Origin of the sequence: Pseudomonas sp. HN2-3 (assembly GCF_020691745.1) — a bacterium.
GTDB classification, from domain to species: Bacteria; Pseudomonadota; Gammaproteobacteria; order Pseudomonadales; family Pseudomonadaceae; genus Aquipseudomonas; species Aquipseudomonas capeferrum.
Map to the genome: position 1 here is coordinate 3,760,694 of NZ_CP085704.1, position 18,427 is coordinate 3,779,120.

The following is an 18,427-nucleotide window of genomic DNA, read 5'->3' on the forward strand; positions in this document are numbered from 1 at the left end:
CCTTGCGGCCCCGGCATTCTCAGCCTTCTTGCTCCTCATCGCGCCGATACGCCCACTGGTACAACGCCGGCAGCACCAGTAACGTCAACGCCGTCGACGACAGGATCCCGCCAATCACCACGGTCGCCAGCGGCCGCTGCACTTCTGCTCCGGTCCCGGTCGCCAACGCCATCGGAATGAACCCCAGCGATGCCACCAGCGCGGTCATCAGCACCGGCCGCAAGCGCGTCAGCGCGCCCTCTTCGACCGCCGTGCGCAAAGAACGCCCTTCCTCGCGCAGGCTGCGGATAAAGGCGATCATCACCAGGCCATTGAGCACCGCCACCCCCGACAGGGCGATAAATCCCACCCCGGCCGAAATGGACATCGGGATATCCCGCAGCCACAACGCCAGTACCCCCCCGGTCAAGGCAAACGGGATACCGGTGAACACCAGCAAGCCATCCTTGAGGTTGTTGAACATCATCAGCAGCAGCGCCAGCACCAGCAGCAAGGCCACCGGCACCACCACCTGCAAACGCTCGGCCGCCGACTGCAACTGCTCGAACTGGCCACCCCAGCGCGTCCAGTAACCGGGCGGGATCTGTACCTGCTCGATCAGGGCCTGTTCGGCCTGGCGCACAAACGATCCAAGGTCGCGCCCGCGCACGTTGGCACTGACCACCACCACGCGCTTGCCATCCTCACGGCTGACCTGGTTCGGCCCCAGCTGCAGGTTCAGTGAGGCCACCTGCGACAGCGGGATGAAGCCGATCTGGGCAGCACCGGCTGCGCTGCTGGCCGGTACCGGAATCAACAGGCCGGAAAGCCCGTCGACATCGGTGCGCAAGGCCTCGGACAGCCGCACCACCATGTCGAAACGCCGGTCGCCCTCATACAACGTGCCGGCCGTGCGCCCGCCCACGGCAATGGCGATGGCGTCCTGCACGTCGCCCACGTTCAGGCCATACCGGGCAGCCTTGTCGCGGTCAATGTCAATGGTCAGTACCGGCAAGCCCGTGGTCTGCTCGACCTTCACCTCAGAAGCACCTGGTACGTTCTGCAGGCTGCTGGCGACCTCTGCGGCGGTACGGTTAAGCACGTCCATGTCATCGCCGAAGATCTTCACCGCCACATCACTGCGCACGCCCGAAATCAGTTCGTTGAAGCGCAACTGGATCGGTTGCGACAACTCGTAGTTGCTGCCCGGCACACTGGCGGCGGCGCGCTGCACCTCGGCAATCAATGCTTCACGCGATTTACCCGGGTCAGCCCATTGCGCATGCGGGCGCAACATGACGTAGGCATCGGAGATGTTCGGCGGCATCGGGTCGGAGGCGATTTCGGCGGTACCGGTACGGGCAAACACGCGCTCCACCTCCGGGACCTGGGCAATGATCGCCCGTTCCAGGCGCTGCTGCATGTCCACCGACTGCGTCAGGCTGGTGCCTGGCACACGCAGGGCTTGCAGGGCGAAGTCGCCCTCGCTGAGGCTGGGGATGAACTCGCTGCCCATGCGGCTGGCCATCACCCCGGACAACAGCACCAGCACCGCCGCCGCACTGAACGCCAGCTTGCGGCGGCCCAGTACCCAGCCCAGCACCGGTGCATAGCGCTGGCGCGCGGTGCGCATCACCAGGCCTTCTTCTTCCTTGACCTTGCCGGTCACGAACAGCGCAATTGCTGCGGGCACGAAGGTCACCGAAAGGATCATCGCGCCCAGCAGGGCAATGACCACGGTGAAGGCCATAGGGTGGAACATCTTGCCTTCGACCCCGGTCAGGGCAAAGATCGGCAGGTACACCACCATGATGATCAACTGCCCGTAGATCAGCGGGCGGCGTGCTTCACGGGCGGCGGCGAACACCTCGTGGAAGCGCTCGGCACGGGTCAGCATGCGGCCATGGCGTTGCTGCGCGTGGGCCAGGCGGCGAATGGCGTTTTCGACGATCACTACCGCGCCATCGACGATGATGCCGAAGTCCAGCGCGCCAAGGCTCATGAGGTTGGCGCTGACCTTGTTGCTGAACATGCCGGTGAAGGTGAACAGCATCGACAACGGGATGACCATGGCGGTAATCAGCGCGGCGCGGATGTTGCCCAGGAACAGAAACAACACGGCGATGACCAGGATCGCGCCTTCGATGAGGTTTTTCCTTACCGTGGCGATGGCTTTTTCGACCAGGTTGGTACGGTCATACACGGTGACCGCAACCACCCCCTTGGGCAGGTTGCGGTTGATCTCGACCAATTTGGCCGCAACCGCCTGGGAGACCGTGCGGCTGTTCTCGCCGATCAGCATGAACACCGTGCCCAATACCACCTCCCGGCCATTTTCGGTCGCCGCCCCGGCGCGTAGCTCTTGGCCGAGGCCAACCTGGGCGACATGGCTGACGCGTATGGGGGTGCCATCGACGCTGGAAATAACGATGTTGGCGATGTCTTCGGCGGAGTCCACCTGGCCCGGTGCGCGAATCAGCAACTGCTCGCCATTGCGCTCGATATACCCAGCACCGACGTTGGCATTGTTGCGCTCCAGCGCCGCGATCAGGTCATTGAGGGTGAGTTTGTAGGCGGCCAGGCGCTTGAGCTCGGGCGCGATCAGGTACTGCTTGGCATGGCCACCGATGCTGTTGACCTCGGCCACCCCGGGCACGTTGCGCAACTGCGGCTTGATGATCCAGTCCTGGATGACCCGCAGATCGGTCTGGGTGTAGGGCGTACCGTCGTCCTTGAGCGCGCCCTCCTCGGCCTCGACGGTCCACAGGAAGATCTCCCCCAGTCCGGTGGAAATCGGCCCCATGCCCGCCTCGATGCCCTCGGGCAACTGCTCCCGCGCCACTTGCAGGCGCTCATTGACCAGTTGCCGGGCGAAGAACAGGTCGGTGCCATCAGCGAAGATCACCGTGACCTGGGACAAACCCGAACGTGACAACGAACGGGTCTGCTTCAGGCCAGGCAGGCCGGCCATGGCCGTCTCGATGGCGAAGGTGATGCGCTGCTCGGTCTCAAGCGGCGAGTAGCCGGGCGCGGCGGTATTGATCTGCACCTGGACGTTGGTGATGTCCGGGACTGCATCGATCGGCAGTTGCTGGTAGCTGTGAATACCCACTGCGGCCATCAACAGCACGGCAAGCATCACCACCAGGCGCTGCTCGATGGCGAATTGGATCAGACGTTCGAACATGGGTGCGTTCCCGGTTTCAATGGCTGTGCTCGGCAGAACCTTTGCCAAGCTCCGACTTGAGGACGAAGCTGCCGGCGGTGGCAACCTGGGTGCCTGCCGCCAGCCCGGCGGTGACTTCCACCTGGCCTGCGTCGCGCCGGCCGGTCTGCACCGGGCGCGCTTCGAAGCCTTGCTCGGTGCGGACAAACACCACGGTTTGCGCTTCCCAGGTCTGCAGAGCGCTTTCCGGCACCACCACGGCGGCGCCGGCGCGCTCGACGCTGACCGCGATGTTCACGAACAGCCCAGGGCGCCAGGCGCCATTGGGGTTGGCCAGGGTGGCACGCACGGTGGCGGCGCGGTTCTGCTCACCGAGCAGGCTGCCGACATAGTTGACCTTGCCCTCGACCTCGGCCCCCAGGTCCGGTGCACTGACCGTGACGCTGCGGCCGGTGACCACTCTGTTCAAATCGCGCGGGGCCACGGCGAACGTCGCCCAGACACGGCCGAGGTCGGACAAGGTGAACGCATTGCTGGTCTCGTCGACCACCTCGCCCACGGTCAGGTGCTTTTCCACCACCACCGCATCGAAGGGGGCACGCAGCTCATAGCGGTTGCCGGCGCCGGCCGGGCCGACTGCCGCGACCTTCTGCCGGGCGTTTGCCAAGGCGATCTCGGCCTCTTGCAACGCCTGTCGAGCCTGCAGGTAATCTTGTTCGGCACTGATGCGTTCCTGCCACAGCTGTTGTTCGCGCTGGAAGGTCAGGCGCGCCAGCTCCAGGCGGCGCTGCGCGGCCTGTTGTTCACTGCGCAGGTCGGAAATCTGTTGGCTGGCGATCACCGCCAGCACCTGGCCGCGCTTCACCGCCTGGCCAAGGTCAGCCTGCACCGACTCCACCACGCCAGGTACACGGGGTACGACGTGGGCGGTGCGGTCTTCATCGAAGCGAATTTCACCCGGGAAGTTGATGGCGGTGCCCAGCTCACGGGGGCCGGCCGCCGCCAACTGCACGCCTGCCGCCTCGATCTGGGCGTCGGACAGGTGCAGTTGGCCCGCCTCGTCTTCGTGGTCTTCGCCGGCCTGTTCATCAGCGTGGCCGTGGCTGTCTTCGCCATGCCCGTCGTGTTGGGCTTCGCCGCTGCTGGCCTGGCCGAGGTTGCCGGTCCAGGCCAGGCCACCGAGGCCAAGCACGGCCAAGGCGACAACCAGCATGGCAATCTTGCGTGGGTTATCCATTGTTGCTCCTGCTGTAGGATTTTTTGCGAATCACAAACTGCCTTCGAGGTCGCCATAGACCCGCTCGAGCTGGGCCCGCGCATCGGTCGCCGCGGCCAATGCAGCCAGATACAGCCCGCGCGCCTCGATCAACGTGCGCTGGGCATCGAGCACATCGAGGAAGGCGAACTTGCCCATCTCGAAGCCGCGGGTGGCGGTGTCCACTGCCTGCTGCGCCGAGGGCAGGATGGTGCGGTCGTAGGCCTGCACCTCCTGCATGGCCGTGGCCCACTGGCTGAGGGCGCTGCGGGTTTCACTGCGCAAGCGCAGCTCGACAGCATTGCGCAGGTCACGTGCCTGGTCGGCCCGGCGCGCGGCCACCAGCACGTTGCCCTGGTTGCGGTCGAACAACGGCAGGGGCATGGACAGCCCGACCACATTGACCCGCTCCCTGTCCTCGCGGCTGTACTGGCTGCCAAGGCTGACGGTGAGGTCGGGGATGCGTTGGGCTTTTTCCGAACCCAGCGACGCTTCGCCGCGTTCGACCTGCGCCGCTGCCAGGCGCCACTCGGCGGTTTGCTCGACCTTGTCGAGCAGGGCCTCGGCCGTGGGCGCGGCACCCGGCGACAGCTTGGCGGCCTGCAGGTGGTCGAAGGTCGCCAGCGGGCTACCTGTCAGCCGCGCCAAGGCCTGGTAGGCCACGCTGCGCTGCGAAGCGGCGCGGCCTACCTCAGACTGTGCCTGGGCCAGTTGAACCTGGGCGCGCGTAGCCTCCACCGGCGAAGCCTGGCCGGCCGTAACACGCCCTTGCACCACACGCAGCCCACGCTCGGTCAGCGCCTGCGACTGCTGCGCGAGTTCCAGCGCCGTTTGCGCACGCAGCGCCGTGTGAAAGGCCTGTACCACATCGGCGCGCAAGCCATTGCGCTGTCGCTCCAGCTCAAGCTGGGCGATGGCCTGCCCGGTGGTGGCCACGGCGACGCGCGCCCCGCGCTTGCCACCCAGTTCAAATGGCTGGCTCAGGGTGATGGTGGTAGTGCGGGTATCGCGGCGAGTGTCCTCGGCCTCCCAGGACAGCTCCGGGTTGGGCAGCAAACCCGCCTGGCGCCGCTCGCCCTCGGCGACACCCACTTCACGGCCGGCGGCGGCGAGTTCCGGGTTTTGCGCAAAAGCGGCGGCCAGCGCTTCAGGCAGGCTCAGGCCGGCACTGGCCTGGGCACTGCCGATGGCCGCCAATAGCAGGCTGAGCAAGGCGATCTTGCGGGGGATGGCATGGGTGCGGGGCACGAAACAGGTCCTCGTCGGCGAGCGTTGGCGAGGGACTGTAGGGTGGCGTGCTTATCGGGGTGGTGGCGGCAACATTACAATTCTGTCATCCGAAGAATGCCGGCCATGGCGCAAAACGTCCGGTTATCGCCCACTATCCGGCCGCAGCGGCTCCATGCAATTGACGAAACTAACCAGGTGGTACAAATATAAGCGCAACCAAAAACAACAAAGCGATGCCTGTCATGAAGCCCCTTATTCTTGTGCTGAACGGCCCTAACCTGAACATGCTGGGCACCCGCGAGCCTACCCAGTATGGTCGCGAAACCCTCGCCGACCTCGCCCAGGGCTGCGCCGACAGCGCCCACAACCTGGGCCTGGATATCGAATTTCGCCAGACCAACCACGAGGGCGAACTGATCGACTGGATCCACGCGGCCCGTGGCCGCTGCGCCGGTATCCTGATCAACCCCGGCGCCTGGACCCACACCTCGGTGGCCATCCGCGACGCCCTGGTTGCCAGTGAACTGCCGGTCATCGAGGTGCACCTGTCGAACGTGCACAAACGCGAACCCTTCCGCCACCTGTCGTTCGTCTCGTCGATTGCCGTTGGCGTGATCTGCGGCCTAGGCAGCCATGGCTACCGCCTGGCCCTGAGCCATTTCGCAGACATGCTGCGGGAGCAGGCAGCATGAGCAAACAAGCCATCCTCGCCGGCCTGATCGGCCGTGGCATCCAGCTGTCACGCACCCCGGCGCTGCACGAGCACGAAGGCGACGCTCAGGCGCTGCGCTACCTCTATCGCCTGATCGATGCCGATCAGTTGCAGTTGGACGACAGCGCCCTGCCCGGCCTGCTCGATGCCGCACAGCACACCGGGTTCACCGGGCTCAACATCACCTACCCGTTCAAGCAGGCGATTCTGCCGCTGCTCGACGACCTGTCGGATGAAGCGCGCGGGATCGGCGCGGTGAACACCGTGGTGCTCAAGGACGGCAAGCGGGTTGGCCACAATACCGACTGCCTGGGTTTTGCCGAAGGCATGCGCCGCGGCTTGCCAGATGTGGCACGCCGGCAGGTGGTGCAGATGGGAGCTGGTGGCGCCGGTTCAGCGGTGGCCCATGCCCTGTTGGGTGGCGGCGTGGAACAGCTGGTGCTGTTCGAGGTGGACACTGCGCGGGCGCAAGCACTGGTCGACAACCTCAACGCGCACTTCGGCGCAGGCCGAGCAGTGGTCGGTACAGACTTGAGCACGGCAGTGGCCGAGGCAGACGGGTTGGTCAATACCACGCCAGTGGGCATGGCCAAGCTGCCGGGGACGCCGTTGCCGGTGGCGCTGCTGCACGCACGTTTATGGGTGGCGGAGATCATCTACTTCCCGCTGGAAACCGAACTGTTGCGGGCAGCGCGAGCGCTGGGCTGCCGTACGCTGGACGGCAGCAACATGGCGGTGTTCCAGGCGGTCAAGGCGTTCGAACTGTTCAGCGGGCGCGAGGCCGATGCGGGGCGGATGCAGGCCCACTTTGCCAGTTTTAGCTGAACCGGCATCGGCACTTTCGCGGGTTTGCCCCGCGAAAGTGCCGGCACAGGCCGATCAAGCCTTTTCATCCAGCAATGCCTGTATCACCTGTTCCTGCGCGCCATAGTCCCCCTCGCCAAAATGCACATGGCGTACCTGCCCTTTGCGGTCGACAAAATAATGCGCCGGCCAGAACTGGTTGCCCCATGCATTCCACACCTGATGGTCGTTGTCCACTGCCACGGGGTAAGCGATCCCCAGCATGGCCACCTTGTCGCGCAAGGTTGCAACATCATGCTCGTAATCGTATTCAGGCGTATGCACGCCCACCACGACCAGGCCCTGGTCGGCGTAGCGCCGTGCCCAGTCATTCACATGCGGCAGGCTGCGCTGGCAGTTGATGCAGTCCCAGGTCCAGAAGTCCACCAGCACCACCTTGCCTTTGAGTGCCGGCGCATCCAGTGGCGGGGAGTTCAGCCACTGGCTGGCGCCCACCAGCGAAGGCATGGCGCCGTAACTGTCGCCTGCATTCAGGTAACCGGCCAGGCCCAGGCTTGTCAGCGCCAGCGCCAGGCCGCCCACCTTCAGCGCCAGGCGCCGATCAATTCTCATGGCAGCCGCCGGTGGCGTAGGAGCGGTATTCCACGCTCTGCTGCTGCCCTTTGGAGTCGAGATAGTCCATGCGGGTGTTGACCAGGCCGCAGGTGTTGCTTTGATCATCCTGCACCGACAAGACTTTCTTCACATCCAGGTGATCACCGTAACGGTACTGCATGACACTGGCATCGTTCATCGGCGCCATGGCGGCCTGGGCGGTCAAGGCGCCGAAGCTGAGCACGGCAAGCAGGCTGGCGCTGGCAATGGATTTGAGGTTCATGGCAACTCTCCTGTGGAACGCTGGGGGTGGGGAGGATTGCTCCCCGGTCGAGAGCCATTACACGTCCGCCAGGTATCCCGTATGTGTCACCTGAGCCTGTGATCTGCTTCCTCCTGTATCTGTACCCGCAGCAGATACACTGCAATACAAAGCCCCGCAGGCAAGCCCGATAACGCTCGGTACACTGCGCCCACACCCTTCCACACAGGTACGCTGCGCATGGAACACGTCGATCACATCCTGATCGTCGACGACGACCGCGAGATCCGCGAACTGGTCGGCAACTACCTGAAGAAGAACGGCCTGCGCACCAGCATCGTCGCCGATGGCCGGCAGATGCGCGCCTTTCTCGAAGCCAACAGCGTCGACCTGATCGTCCTCGACATCATGATGCCCGGCGACGATGGCTTGTTGCTGTGCCGTGAACTGCGCGCCAGCAAGCACCGCAACACGCCGGTGCTGATGCTGACTGCGCGCAACGATGAAACCGACCGCATCATCGGCCTGGAGATGGGCGCCGACGACTACCTGACCAAACCGTTCTCCGCACGCGAACTGCTGGCCCGCATCAATGCCGTGCTGCGCCGCACGCGCATGCTGCCGCCCAACCTGACCATCAGTGAAAGCAGCCGCCTGCTTGCCTTCGGCCCGTGGCGCCTGGACACCACCGCACGCCACCTGCTCGACAGCGAAGATACCCTGGTGGCCCTGAGCGGCGCCGAGTATCGGCTGTTGCGGGTATTCCTCGACCACCCGCAGCGGGTACTCAGCCGCGAACAACTGCTCAACCTGACCCAGGGCCGCGAGGCGGACATCTTCGACCGCTCCATCGACCTGCTGGTCAGCCGCCTGCGCCAGCGCCTGGGGGACGACGCCCGCGAACCTGCCTGCATCAAGACCGTGCGCAGCGAAGGCTATGTGTTCTCACTGCCGGTGCAACTGCTCGAGTCGCCCTCATGAAATGGCCACGTACCCTGGCCTCGCGCCTGGCGCTGATCTTCTTCACGGGCCTGGTGCTGGCCTATGGGCTTTCGTTCGGCCTGCAAGCCTATGAACGCTACATCAGCAGCCGTTCGATGATGCTCAGCAACCTGGAGCAGGACGTCGCCACGTCGGTGGCCATCCTCGACCGCCTGCCCGCAGCCGAACGCGCTGCCTGGCTGCCACGCCTGGAACGGCGCACCTACCGCTACCACCTTGACCAGGGCCTGCAAGGCCAGGCGATGCCGACCAGCGACCCGCCCATGGCCGCCGAGTCGATCGTCAAGGCCATCGGCGACGACTATCGCCTTACGTTCCAGGAGATCCCTGGCCCGAATGCGCACTTTCAGGTGCACTTGACCCTGGCCGACGGCGCACCCCTGACCCTCGACGTCACCCCGGCAAGCGTACCGGTGGCCCGCTGGCTGCCTGTGGTGCTGCTGATCCAGCTGGCCTTGCTGTTGCTGTGCACCTGGCTGGCAGTGCGCCTGGCCATCGGCCCGCTCACCCGCCTGTCGCAGGCGGTGGACAACCTCGACCCGGACAAGCCCGGTGTACAACTGGACGAAAGCGGCCCACGCGAAGTGAAGTACGCCGCCGTCGCCTTCAATGCCTTGCAAGCGCGCATCGCGGCCTACCTCAAGGAGCGCATGCAGCTGCTGGCAGCGATTTCCCACGACCTGCAAACCCCCATCACCCGCATGAAGCTGCGCGTCGAAGTGATGGACGATGGGGTCGAGAAAGACAAGCTGTGGCATGACCTGAGTGCCATGGAGCACCTGGTACGCGAAGGTGTGGCGTATGCCCGCAGCATGGACATCAACACCGAGGCCCCGTGCCGGATCAACCTCGGCGCGTTCCTCGACAGCCTGGTGTTCGATTACCAGGACAGCGGCGCCCAGGTCGAACGCCACGGCAACGCCGATGGCCTGTTGGAAACCCGCCCGCATGCACTGCGCAGGGTGCTGGTCAACCTGGTGGACAATGCCCTCAAGTTCGCTGGCAAAGCACAACTGGAGATCAGCCGTGAACAGGGCTGCACCCGAATTCGGGTACTCGATGACGGCCCCGGTATCCCGGACGATGAGCTCAATGAGGTGCTCAAGCCCTTTTACCGGGTAGAAAGCTCGCGCAACCGCAGTACCGGGGGCACAGGGCTGGGGTTGGCGATTGCTCAGCAATTGACCCAGGCCATGGGCGGGCGCTTGACCCTGAGCAATCGCCAAGGCGGCGGACTGTGTGCAGAAATCGAGCTGCGGTGAGTTCGGGCCCTACTCGTGGCTTACACAACCGATAGCTACAGTCCGATACACACTGACGCATCCACCGACACACTGCCGATACGCCACCGCTACACACTCCTGGCCACACAATGGCACACCAGGAGTTACAGCGATGAAACCGCTAAGCATGACGGCAATCACCCACGCGTTCACCCGTATCGACCGTATCGGCAGCTGGAGCGCCGACCTGCCCCTGCGGCTGTTTCTGGCCTGGGAGTTCTTCGAGTCTGGCTGGGAGAAATTCACCGGCTACAACTGGTTCGGTCACCTGCAGTCGAACTTGCCGTTTCCCTTCAGCGCACTGCCGGCAGAACTGAACTGGCAACTCTCGATGTGGGCCGAATTGGTGCTGCCTGTGCTTCTGCTGCTTGGCCTGGGTACGCGGCTGGCCTCGGCCGGGCTCATGGTCGTTACTGTGGTGGCCATCGCGGCGGTGCACTGGCCGGCACAGTGGTCGGGCCTTGGGGAGCTGGCACAGGGGTATGCGATCACCGACCAGGGCTTTGGCAACTTCAAGTTGCCAGTGATCTACTTGGTGGCATTGCTGCCACTACTGCTCCAGGGCGCCGGCCGTCTGAGCCTTGACCATTGGCTCCGGGCACGGCTCGCGGCCAGAGGCTGAATAGCAATGAAATGATTATTCAGGATAGGTTGGTAACCCCAACCCTATCCCCTGCCTGCCTCAGCCTGCCCCGACAACCGTACCGATAACAACCCCTTGCGCGCGCAAGCTTTCCAGCAGTGCCAAGCCCTGCCCCTGGTCCGCTGCCAGTGCTTGCAGGCGCTCCCGCCCCGTGCCCCCCACCTCGGCCAGCAAGCGATAGGCCATGGGCGCCAGACGGGCGAAGCGCACCTGCAACCCGACATCTCGGTAGACCAGCAGCAACGTGGGCGCCTCAGGCGCCGCCTGCGGCTGATAGCCAGGGCCGATACGCTCGACAGGCCAACGGTAAGCCAACACCCTGGCCATGCACGACAGCAGCGGCTCGCCCTGCAGCAGGTCCCCCTGCGGATCATGCGCCGGGTCCTGGGCATCGCTCAGGTACAGCTGGGCTTCGACCCACTCGTAGTGGGCGAGCTCCAGCTGCCACGGAGCATCGAGCTCGACACCCTGGAGGTAGTCGATGAACGTCTCGGCGATTTCGGTGAACAAAGGTGTCTGGCTGCGGTAGTTGGCATAAAAATCACGCACCCGGGCATGCCAGTGCGGCTCGCCCAGGGTTTGCCGCATCACCGGGAAGCTGCCGGCCAACAGACCCTCGATGGTGTCATAGAACAGTTCACGGTAAACCTTCAAGCGGCGCGCTTCGATGCCAGGCGGTGGGGCATGCCGGGCCGGATCGCGCAAATGCCGCGCCAGTGTGTACTGCTGTTCACGCAACACTTCGCGCATGCGCCACCTCCTGCTGCACAGCACGCATGCGGGCGAGCTCGTCGAGCAGTTCGACCAATGGCGGGTAATTGAAGTCACGCTCAAGCACCGTCGGCTTGGCACCGAAACACTTGCAGGCCATCGCGAACAACGACCACACATCTTCTTTTACCGGTGCTCCGTGGGTATCGACCTTGAAGTCGGGGGCCTCATCGTAGTGACCCGCCACATGCATGCCGATGACCCTCGCCTGTGGCAACCCCTGAAGGAACGCCTGCGCATCGTAAGCATGGTTGCACGCGTTGACGAACACGTTGTTGACGTCCAGCAGCAGGTCGCAATCAGCCTCGTCGAGCACCGCACGGATGAAATCCAACTCGCTCATCGCCTGGTAAGGCGCTGCGTAGTAGCTGATGTTTTCCACGGCGATGCGCCGCTGCAGGTGGTCCTGGGCCTGTCGGATCCTGGCGGCAACGTGATGTACCGCCTCTTCGGTGAAAGGCATCGGCAGCAGGTCATAAAGGTGGCCGTCATCGCTGCAGTAACTCAAGTGTTCGCTGTACAGGCGTACCTGGTAGCGATCGAGGAAGTCACGGGTCTGGTCCAGAAAGCTTCGATCAAGCGGCAGGCTGCCGCCAAGGGACAGGGACAGGCCATGGCAGGCCAGGGCAAAGCGTTCGGTCAGTTGCGCCAAGCCTCGGCCATAGGCACCGCCGACAGCGATCCAGTTTTCCGGCGCACATTCGAGAAAGTCCACTGCGCCCTCTTCAAGGGTCAACAACTCGGGCATCAGGCCACGGCGCAGGCCAAGGCCTGTAAACAAGCGAGAGGTAGTCATCGATAAGTCTCCGCAACATGCACAACGCCCCACCTGACCAGCAGGCGGGGCGTTGTGGCATTTCAAAGATTGAAGTCAGGACTTACCGGTCACCTTGGCATCACCCGCCTTGCCAGCGGCGCCACATTTACCTTCACCGCATTTACCTTCGCCCTCGCTGGCCTTCTTGTCGCCACCGCATTTGCCTTCACCTTGGCTGGCCTTGTTGCTGCCCCCGCACTTGCCTTCGCCACATTTGCCCTCGCCGGCAACCTTAGCCGAAGCCAGTTGATAACCCTGGGACAGGGGCTCGACAGCGAACGCGCTGCTGCCAAAGGCCATGCTGCCGAGCAGTGCGGCGCCGAGCAGGCCGAGGGTGTTCCGTGCATGAGTCATGGTGTTGCTCCACTGTGGTTGGGGTGTGGAGCCATTAGGCCGCGTGGGTGTGTCGGGGATGTATCGCCGATGTCCGAATTTTGTACAGAAATGGGTCTGCAGCCGTGCAGGATACAGTGCGATACAGAGCGCCCGCCCCTGCGGCCAGGGAGCGGGCGAAGGCGATCAGTCCTCCAGCGGTTTGGGCGGTGCAGCTGGCTTGGCCGGCTTGACCGGTTTGGCCGGTTTGCTGTCCTTGCCCTTGGCTTCAGGCGCTGCCGCGACAGGCTCCGGCGCCGTCACGGCCTTCTCGCTCGCCGGCAGTTCATCGACCGCCTTGAGGATGGCCTGCGGGTCGATCGGCTCGCCGGTCGCGTCATCCTTGAGCATGTGCCGTTCACCGTCCTTGCCCACCAGGATCACCTTGGTACCCGCGCTCGCGCCGAGCTTGAGCTCGCGGATCAGGGCCATGGTGGTCTGCTGCTCGAGGTTCTTGTCCTCGCGCTTGCCCACCATTTTGGCCACGCTGTACAGCACCAGGCTGCGCTCCTTGAAGGCCGCCTGAATGGCAGGGTCTTCCAGTGCTTTATTCAACCCGCGCAGTGTCGGGTCGGCTGTACTGGGGGCGATGATCACCAAAGGCCGTGCCTTGCCCAACTCCTTGGCCAAAGGCGCGTCGCTGTCTGCGGCGAACAGTGGGCTGGTGACGGCGAGCAAGGTGGCGAGGGTCAGTGACCGAACGAGCATACACATCTCCTTAATATCTCGATAAACCAATGACTGCAGATCACGGAGAAAAATCCGACCTGGAGCCTAAACCACTTCAAACACCCGGTGTGTCAGGGAAAAGTAACGGGCAATTTCCAGCCATGCGTCAGAACAGGATGACGGCCTTTACCGAACACGCCGCCCTGTCACTGAGCATAGTCCAAAGCCGCTGCAGACACGGCTGTGCCCTGCCAGTCGGGGCCATTACACATCGATACCCGCATCCGTGGGCCCGGCTTCGAGTGCCGCCAGCGTCATGTCGAGCATCAGCCCCCGCCGTGCTGCGCGCTGTTCGCCAAGTATGGCATCGGACTGTGCCTGTCTGGTCCCGTCGGTCAGCGCCTCATCATCGAGTACGCTGTCGAGCCGGCGCCGGAACGGCCTGTCGACTTGCGCGAAACGTTCCGGGTGAGTGCGTTCCAGGTGCGCCTGCCAGAAGGTTCGGTCCACCAGCGAACGGGCGACCTGCTCTTGCGTCTCGGCCTCAAGCACGTGCGCTTCGACCCGTGCAAGGTGCGCCTCAGTCACCCCTGCCAGTGGCCGAAAACTCATGTCTCCCACTTGAATGGGCAAGCCCAGACGATCACGCAATCCAAGGCGATAGGCGAGCCCCACCTCGCTTTCATCCGGGTTGCCACCGCGATCAAGAATGTCGCGCACGGCAAGGCGGTCGACTTCATCCAGACGCCACAAACGCCGACCCAACGCCAGCAAGGCATGCTCCGTATTACCTTGCGCATCCGCACGGGCTTGCCACACCAGCACATTCAACTCAAGGTTGCTGAGGCACCAGGTAGCGCCATCCTGACAACCCCACTCGTCGTTGGCGATGTCCAACAATGCCTGACGCAGAGCTGGCTCCTTGGACATCGCCTGCAGCACAGCCAGTACCCGCTGCGCGAGTGCCTGGGGATTGATGTGAAAATCCGCAGACTGCAGCAACTGCTGCAGCACGCGAAAGAAACGCTCTGCAGGCTCGCCTACATCCACCGCCTCCCATGCAGCGATCAGCAGGCCACGGTGCTGCGGACCGACAGCATCCCCCCAAACCTCCCGGCTACGGACAAACTGTTCTCGCAGCAAGGCCTCGTCCAGCGGCACGAGAGGTGCCATGAACGAAGCCTGCAGACGCACCAGCTCGTCGCCTTCCAGCGGATTGCCGGCCAACCGGGTGCGCCGCCGAACCCCGGGCGGCAGCTGATAGAACCAGTGGGGGATCTGGGTAATGCGGTTTTCACGCATATCCATGAGAACCAGGTTTGAACGGCTGGCCATACCATGGGGAAAATGCGTCAGGCCAGTGTTGCGCAAGTTCAACCAGCGCAGCGTAGTCAACCCACTCAGGGTAAAGGTGCGCCCCAATGGGTTGTGGGACAGGTCGATGTACTCCAAGTTTGTGGCGCTTGCCAAGGTAGCCGCCTGGCTGGTGCTCAACACGATTCGGTTGTTGGTCAGGGTAAGCTGACGCAAGTACGGTAGCTGCAACAAGGGCTGCGGCAATTGAGTCAGGAGGTTCCCGCCCAGGTCCAGCATGCTCAGGCGCGAGAAGGCGAGCAGGAAACTCGCTGGAACGTCTCGAAGTTCCAAGCGCAGCAGGGACAGATCGGAAACATGAGCGAAGCTGACCTGGGCCGGTATTTCCGGCAGCCCTTCAGGGTTCATGTTGTACAAGACCATGCGATAGTTGTGGTCGGTGTTGAGGTGGGCTTGCCCGGCGTCGGTGGTGCGCTGCCAACAATCGATCAGCGTGTCGCGCAAGCAGGCCCGGTCCTCCCTGGTTTCACCTACGGCCTCCCTAACCCATGCGTCCAGGCTGTTGCGCAGCGCCCTGTACTCTGTGCGCAGCGCGGCCAGTACCGCATCCAGCTGTCGACCCGAGCGCCGCACATTGTCGGTCCATGCCGCCACCTGCTCATCACTGAACGACGGAAACAGGTCACGCACCGTCGCCCCCAGCGCCCGCTCGGGCCGTCCAGGGCCACCCGAGTTGCTGCCGCCCAAGGGGTAGCCCAAACGGCCATCAGCCAATCGCTGCGGTGGCCGGAAAAAGCCCAGGCGCGGTACACCCAGCAGGCCTTCGACTTCAGCGTGCCGTCGCATGGCCTCACGCGCCAGCGTGACCCTCAGGTTATGGGCGAAAGGCTCGTTCACCTGCATGGCCGCGCGCTGATGCGGTGCATAGGCAGCAGTCATCACCTCGAACAACTCGCCGGCCTGACCGTGCGGTACGCCTTGCGAATCGAGCAATTGGAAGGCGCCACGCTGGTGCAAGAGATCGAAACCGTGGGTGCCCTCCTCAACCGATGACAGCAGTGGCCCACCGCGCTGGCCTTCGAAAAGACGCCAGCGTACACCTTGGCCAGCGCCAGGCAGGTACTTGAGCAACCCCAGTACCACTCGTGCCAGGTCGGCGTTCTGTGGGGTATCCAGGGTCAACGCTTCAAGCACTCGAACCCTGCGGATGTCCGAGACACTGCGCCTGGCCGCTTCGGCCAGGTTCAATGGCACGCGACCGCTTTGCATCAACCGCCGCCGATCATCCCCGTTGGCTGCCGCCAGCAGCGCTCGTGCGGCACGCGAATGCAGCCCCGGAAACACCTTGCGCAGCAAGACAGAACCGGGCGTGTCGCGGGGCTGCACGGCCTCATACAACTGCCCCAGCAAGTGCCTGCGCTGGGCCCATGCCAGTTCGGCCAACGCCTGGTCTGACGCACCGGAGGCACCTTGCAGGCGCCGGGCATGCTGGAGCACGGCGAAATCCTCAACCTGCTCACCCGCGCGCAAATGGCTGACCACCTGGCGGATCCGCCAGTCAAGCCTGGAGCGCTCGGCGCTGTCGAGCATCCCAGGCTCCGGCGCACGCCCGTAAATATGCAGCGCCCGCAGGTGATCGGCGTTGAGTTCATGAAAGCCCAGCACCTGGTCGATCTGCTCGTCACTCATGCTGTCCAGCGGTGCGCCAAGACGGCGGAACATGCGGTAGGTGTCGTCCCATTGCGCGGGCTGCTCGGTCCATACCCGCCAGGCGCCAGCGCCGTTGTGGCGTAGCGCAGGCCCGTTGCCACCGCGTGGGCGAAGTTGCCATTGGCCATCGCCAGCCGGCTCGACCACAGGGTAGTGATGCCCGTCCATTTCGACCCAGGCCTGGCCACCGTAGCGCCGAATACCCAAGGCGTCCTGGGCCGCCGCACTGCTCGGCGCGATGCTGCGATACGCTGCCAGGTCCTGCTGCCAGAGCTTGGTGCTACCGTCTTCAAGCCGCGCAGGCACCATCGCATCGACCACCGCCGAACGTGCCCACAGCCGCTTGGTCAGCGAGACGCCCGCCGCCGTGGCCGCGACAATTGCAAGGTCGGTGGCGACGTGGGTCAGGTGATCAAGTGCCTGTTGGGTGTCACCGTCATGCAGGGCCTCGATAGCGTGGTAGACCTCGCCCAGCAACTCCCATACGGTCACCGCGAGCATGACCAGCCCCAAGCCCGGTACAAAGAACGACGCCAGGTTGAGCAGCGCCCACCCTTCTGCGGCCAGCCGTTCGTCATGGGCACGCTGAAGCTCGCGATCAAGCCGAGCCACCGGCACCGCGATCATCGCTGCGTCCTCCTTGATCTGGCGGATGCGCGCCTGCGCCAGGCTGTTGAACAGCGGTGACGGATACGCCTGCAAATACGGTTTAAGGTCAAAACTGGCCCAGTCTGGAAGGTCGTCAAAAGCCGGCACTACCCTGGCGAAAAATGCCTGGCTGTCGCGCCTGAGCACGAAACGGCTGAAGAACCGTTGATACGTCTTGAGGCGCAGGCGATGGCCCAGCGCGCGGTTAAGGTCATCGAGGCTGTCGAATGCACTCCAGGCCGCCACCGGGTCACCCGGCACATGCATCAACAACCGCCGAGTAGTGTTGAACAGGGGCCCTTGATCGATCACTTCGAGCACCACGACCTGCTCAATGGCGCACCCGAGCAGCCTCAGTTGCCTGGCCACCACCAGGTCACCTGCCAGGCGCAACAGCTTGCCCTCAAGGCACATGCTCACCAACAGTTTCAGGTCGCTGGCATCGAGCACCTCTTCTTGCCTGGCCTTGTACCCGTCCACCAACATGGCATAGCGGATTGCATCGACCAGCAGCGACTCGATGCGTTTTGGGTTCTCGTCGGGCTTGAGGATGGCATCCAGATGACGCTGATAGCCCTCGCCCAGGTCCAGCTCGCGGCACAATGCGGCAAAGGCGATGGCGGTGGGGAGGTTGTGGGTGCCTGCACGCGGTACCAGCAGCCGGTTGCCGACAGGCTGGCCGCCCGTGCTGGCCTGTTCGGCAGTGAAGTTACGCAGTACCACCTCGAGCAATGGTTTTTCTTCGTATACCACCTCGGTGAGGTGGGCCCCAACGGGTTGAGCGTTGATTACCGGCTCACGGCGCCCTTCGAGAAACGTCAGCCGGCGTGGATTGCCCGTGACGCCATAGCGCTCGGTGAGCGCGTTCTGCAGCGCTGATTCGACGAAATGATCGATCCCGTCGATGCGCGCCAGCAGCGCGCCCACTTGCTGACGGCACTCAAGGCTCTTGGCCAGTGCGCGACTGATCTCGGGCAGCTGCTCAACCGGCGCCTGGCGCAGCCAGCGGGGCAAGCGCTGGCCGATGATGTCATCCTGAAACGCCTCGCTGTCGCGCTGCAGCGTGTCCAGATGCGGCAAGCCTGACTCAACATCATTGCCCACGGTAGTGCCCATGCTCAAAGCCTCCTGTTCAGTGAAGAGGCCAGCCTAGGCAGAAGAGGTTGGTCGAGGCGTTAGATAGCTAATGCCCGCAC

The 18,427-nt window shown here is 64.0% G+C and carries 14 protein-coding genes and 1 pseudogene; 5 read left to right on the forward strand and 10 right to left on the reverse strand.

All coding sequences use genetic code 11. The features are described 5' to 3' along the window. Nucleotides 1-19: 19 nt before the first annotated feature. The 3 genes from LJX93_RS17070 to LJX93_RS17080 are packed head-to-tail and all read right to left on the reverse strand — an operon-like array spanning nt 20 to nt 5,648. The gene (locus LJX93_RS17070; RefSeq protein ID WP_227696233.1) at nt 20-3,166 is read right to left on the reverse strand and encodes a CusA/CzcA family heavy metal efflux RND transporter; all 3,147 of its coding nucleotides are present in this window, start codon (nt 3,164-3,166) and stop codon (nt 20-22) included. A gap of 16 nt (nt 3,167-3,182) precedes the next feature. Continuing rightward, nucleotides 3,183-4,382, reverse strand: a complete 1,200-nt coding sequence (locus LJX93_RS17075; protein ID WP_033698969.1) for an efflux RND transporter periplasmic adaptor subunit — start codon at nt 4,380-4,382, stop codon at nt 3,183-3,185. A 30-nt stretch (nt 4,383-4,412) separates the two neighbouring features. Beyond that, nucleotides 4,413-5,648 (reverse strand): TolC family protein, encoded by a 1,236-nt coding sequence (locus LJX93_RS17080; RefSeq protein WP_033698970.1) that lies wholly within the window; start codon nt 5,646-5,648, stop codon nt 4,413-4,415. Between the two features lie 224 nt (nt 5,649-5,872). Between LJX93_RS17080 and aroQ the strand changes: the two genes are divergently transcribed. Next, nucleotides 5,873-6,322 (forward strand): type II 3-dehydroquinate dehydratase, encoded by a 450-nt coding sequence (aroQ, locus tag LJX93_RS17085; protein WP_033698972.1) that lies wholly within the window; start codon nt 5,873-5,875, stop codon nt 6,320-6,322. Further along, complete coding sequence (locus LJX93_RS17090; protein ID WP_227696234.1) at nt 6,319-7,167, forward strand: shikimate dehydrogenase; 849 nt, start codon at nt 6,319-6,321, stop codon at nt 7,165-7,167. Before aroQ ends, LJX93_RS17090 begins: the two co-directional genes overlap by 4 nt. Nucleotides 7,168-7,221: 54 nt before the next feature. Here the strand turns inward: LJX93_RS17090 and LJX93_RS17095 are convergent, their stop codons facing one another. Both LJX93_RS17095 and LJX93_RS17100 read right to left on the reverse strand, forming a co-directional pair. Then, nucleotides 7,222-7,758, reverse strand: a complete 537-nt coding sequence (locus LJX93_RS17095; RefSeq protein ID WP_033698975.1) for a thioredoxin family protein — start codon at nt 7,756-7,758, stop codon at nt 7,222-7,224. Continuing rightward, nucleotides 7,748-8,023, reverse strand: a complete 276-nt coding sequence (locus tag LJX93_RS17100; RefSeq protein WP_033698976.1) for a DUF2790 domain-containing protein — start codon at nt 8,021-8,023, stop codon at nt 7,748-7,750. Before LJX93_RS17100 ends, LJX93_RS17095 begins: the two co-directional genes overlap by 11 nt. A gap of 219 nt (nt 8,024-8,242) precedes the next feature. Here LJX93_RS17100 and LJX93_RS17105 point away from each other — a divergent pair, with 219 nt between their 5' ends. From LJX93_RS17105 to LJX93_RS17115, 3 genes are all read left to right on the forward strand, one after another. After that, on the forward strand, nt 8,243-8,983 hold the full coding sequence (locus LJX93_RS17105; RefSeq protein ID WP_033698977.1) for a response regulator: 741 nt from the start codon (nt 8,243-8,245) through the stop codon (nt 8,981-8,983). Continuing rightward, entirely contained in the window at nt 8,980-10,266 is a 1,287-nt protein-coding gene (locus LJX93_RS17110; RefSeq protein WP_095063625.1) for a sensor histidine kinase, read from the forward strand. Before LJX93_RS17105 ends, LJX93_RS17110 begins: the two co-directional genes overlap by 4 nt. A 148-nt stretch (nt 10,267-10,414) precedes the next feature. Continuing rightward, nucleotides 10,415-10,909, forward strand: a complete 495-nt coding sequence (locus tag LJX93_RS17115) for a DoxX family protein (protein WP_033700153.1) — start codon at nt 10,415-10,417, stop codon at nt 10,907-10,909. A 60-nt stretch (nt 10,910-10,969) separates the two neighbouring features. Here the strand turns inward: LJX93_RS17115 and LJX93_RS17120 are convergent, their stop codons facing one another. The 5 genes and pseudogenes from LJX93_RS17120 to LJX93_RS17140 all read right to left on the reverse strand — a co-directional run bounded on the left by LJX93_RS17120 (nt 10,970) and on the right by LJX93_RS17140 (nt 18,347). Beyond that, entirely contained in the window at nt 10,970-11,680 is a 711-nt protein-coding gene (locus tag LJX93_RS17120) for a DUF2063 domain-containing protein (RefSeq protein ID WP_095063626.1), read from the reverse strand. Further along, the gene (locus LJX93_RS17125; protein ID WP_227696235.1) at nt 11,661-12,497 is read right to left on the reverse strand and encodes a DUF692 domain-containing protein; all 837 of its coding nucleotides are present in this window, start codon (nt 12,495-12,497) and stop codon (nt 11,661-11,663) included. The genes LJX93_RS17120 and LJX93_RS17125 overlap by 20 nt, the downstream gene beginning before the upstream one ends. Nucleotides 12,498-12,602: 105 nt before the next feature. Beyond that, nucleotides 12,603-12,872, reverse strand: a pseudogene (locus LJX93_RS17130) (EF-hand domain-containing protein); the annotation flags it as partial. 165 nt (nt 12,873-13,037) lie between these two features. Beyond that, nucleotides 13,038-13,598 carry a DUF4174 domain-containing protein gene (locus tag LJX93_RS17135; RefSeq protein ID WP_033698985.1) on the reverse strand — a complete coding sequence of 187 codons (561 nt, stop codon included), beginning with the start codon at nt 13,596-13,598 and terminating at the stop codon, nt 13,038-13,040. 225 nt (nt 13,599-13,823) lie between these two features. Continuing rightward, complete coding sequence (locus LJX93_RS17140; protein WP_227696236.1) at nt 13,824-18,347, reverse strand: NEL-type E3 ubiquitin ligase domain-containing protein; 4,524 nt, start codon at nt 18,345-18,347, stop codon at nt 13,824-13,826. Nucleotides 18,348-18,427 lie beyond the last annotated feature (80 nt).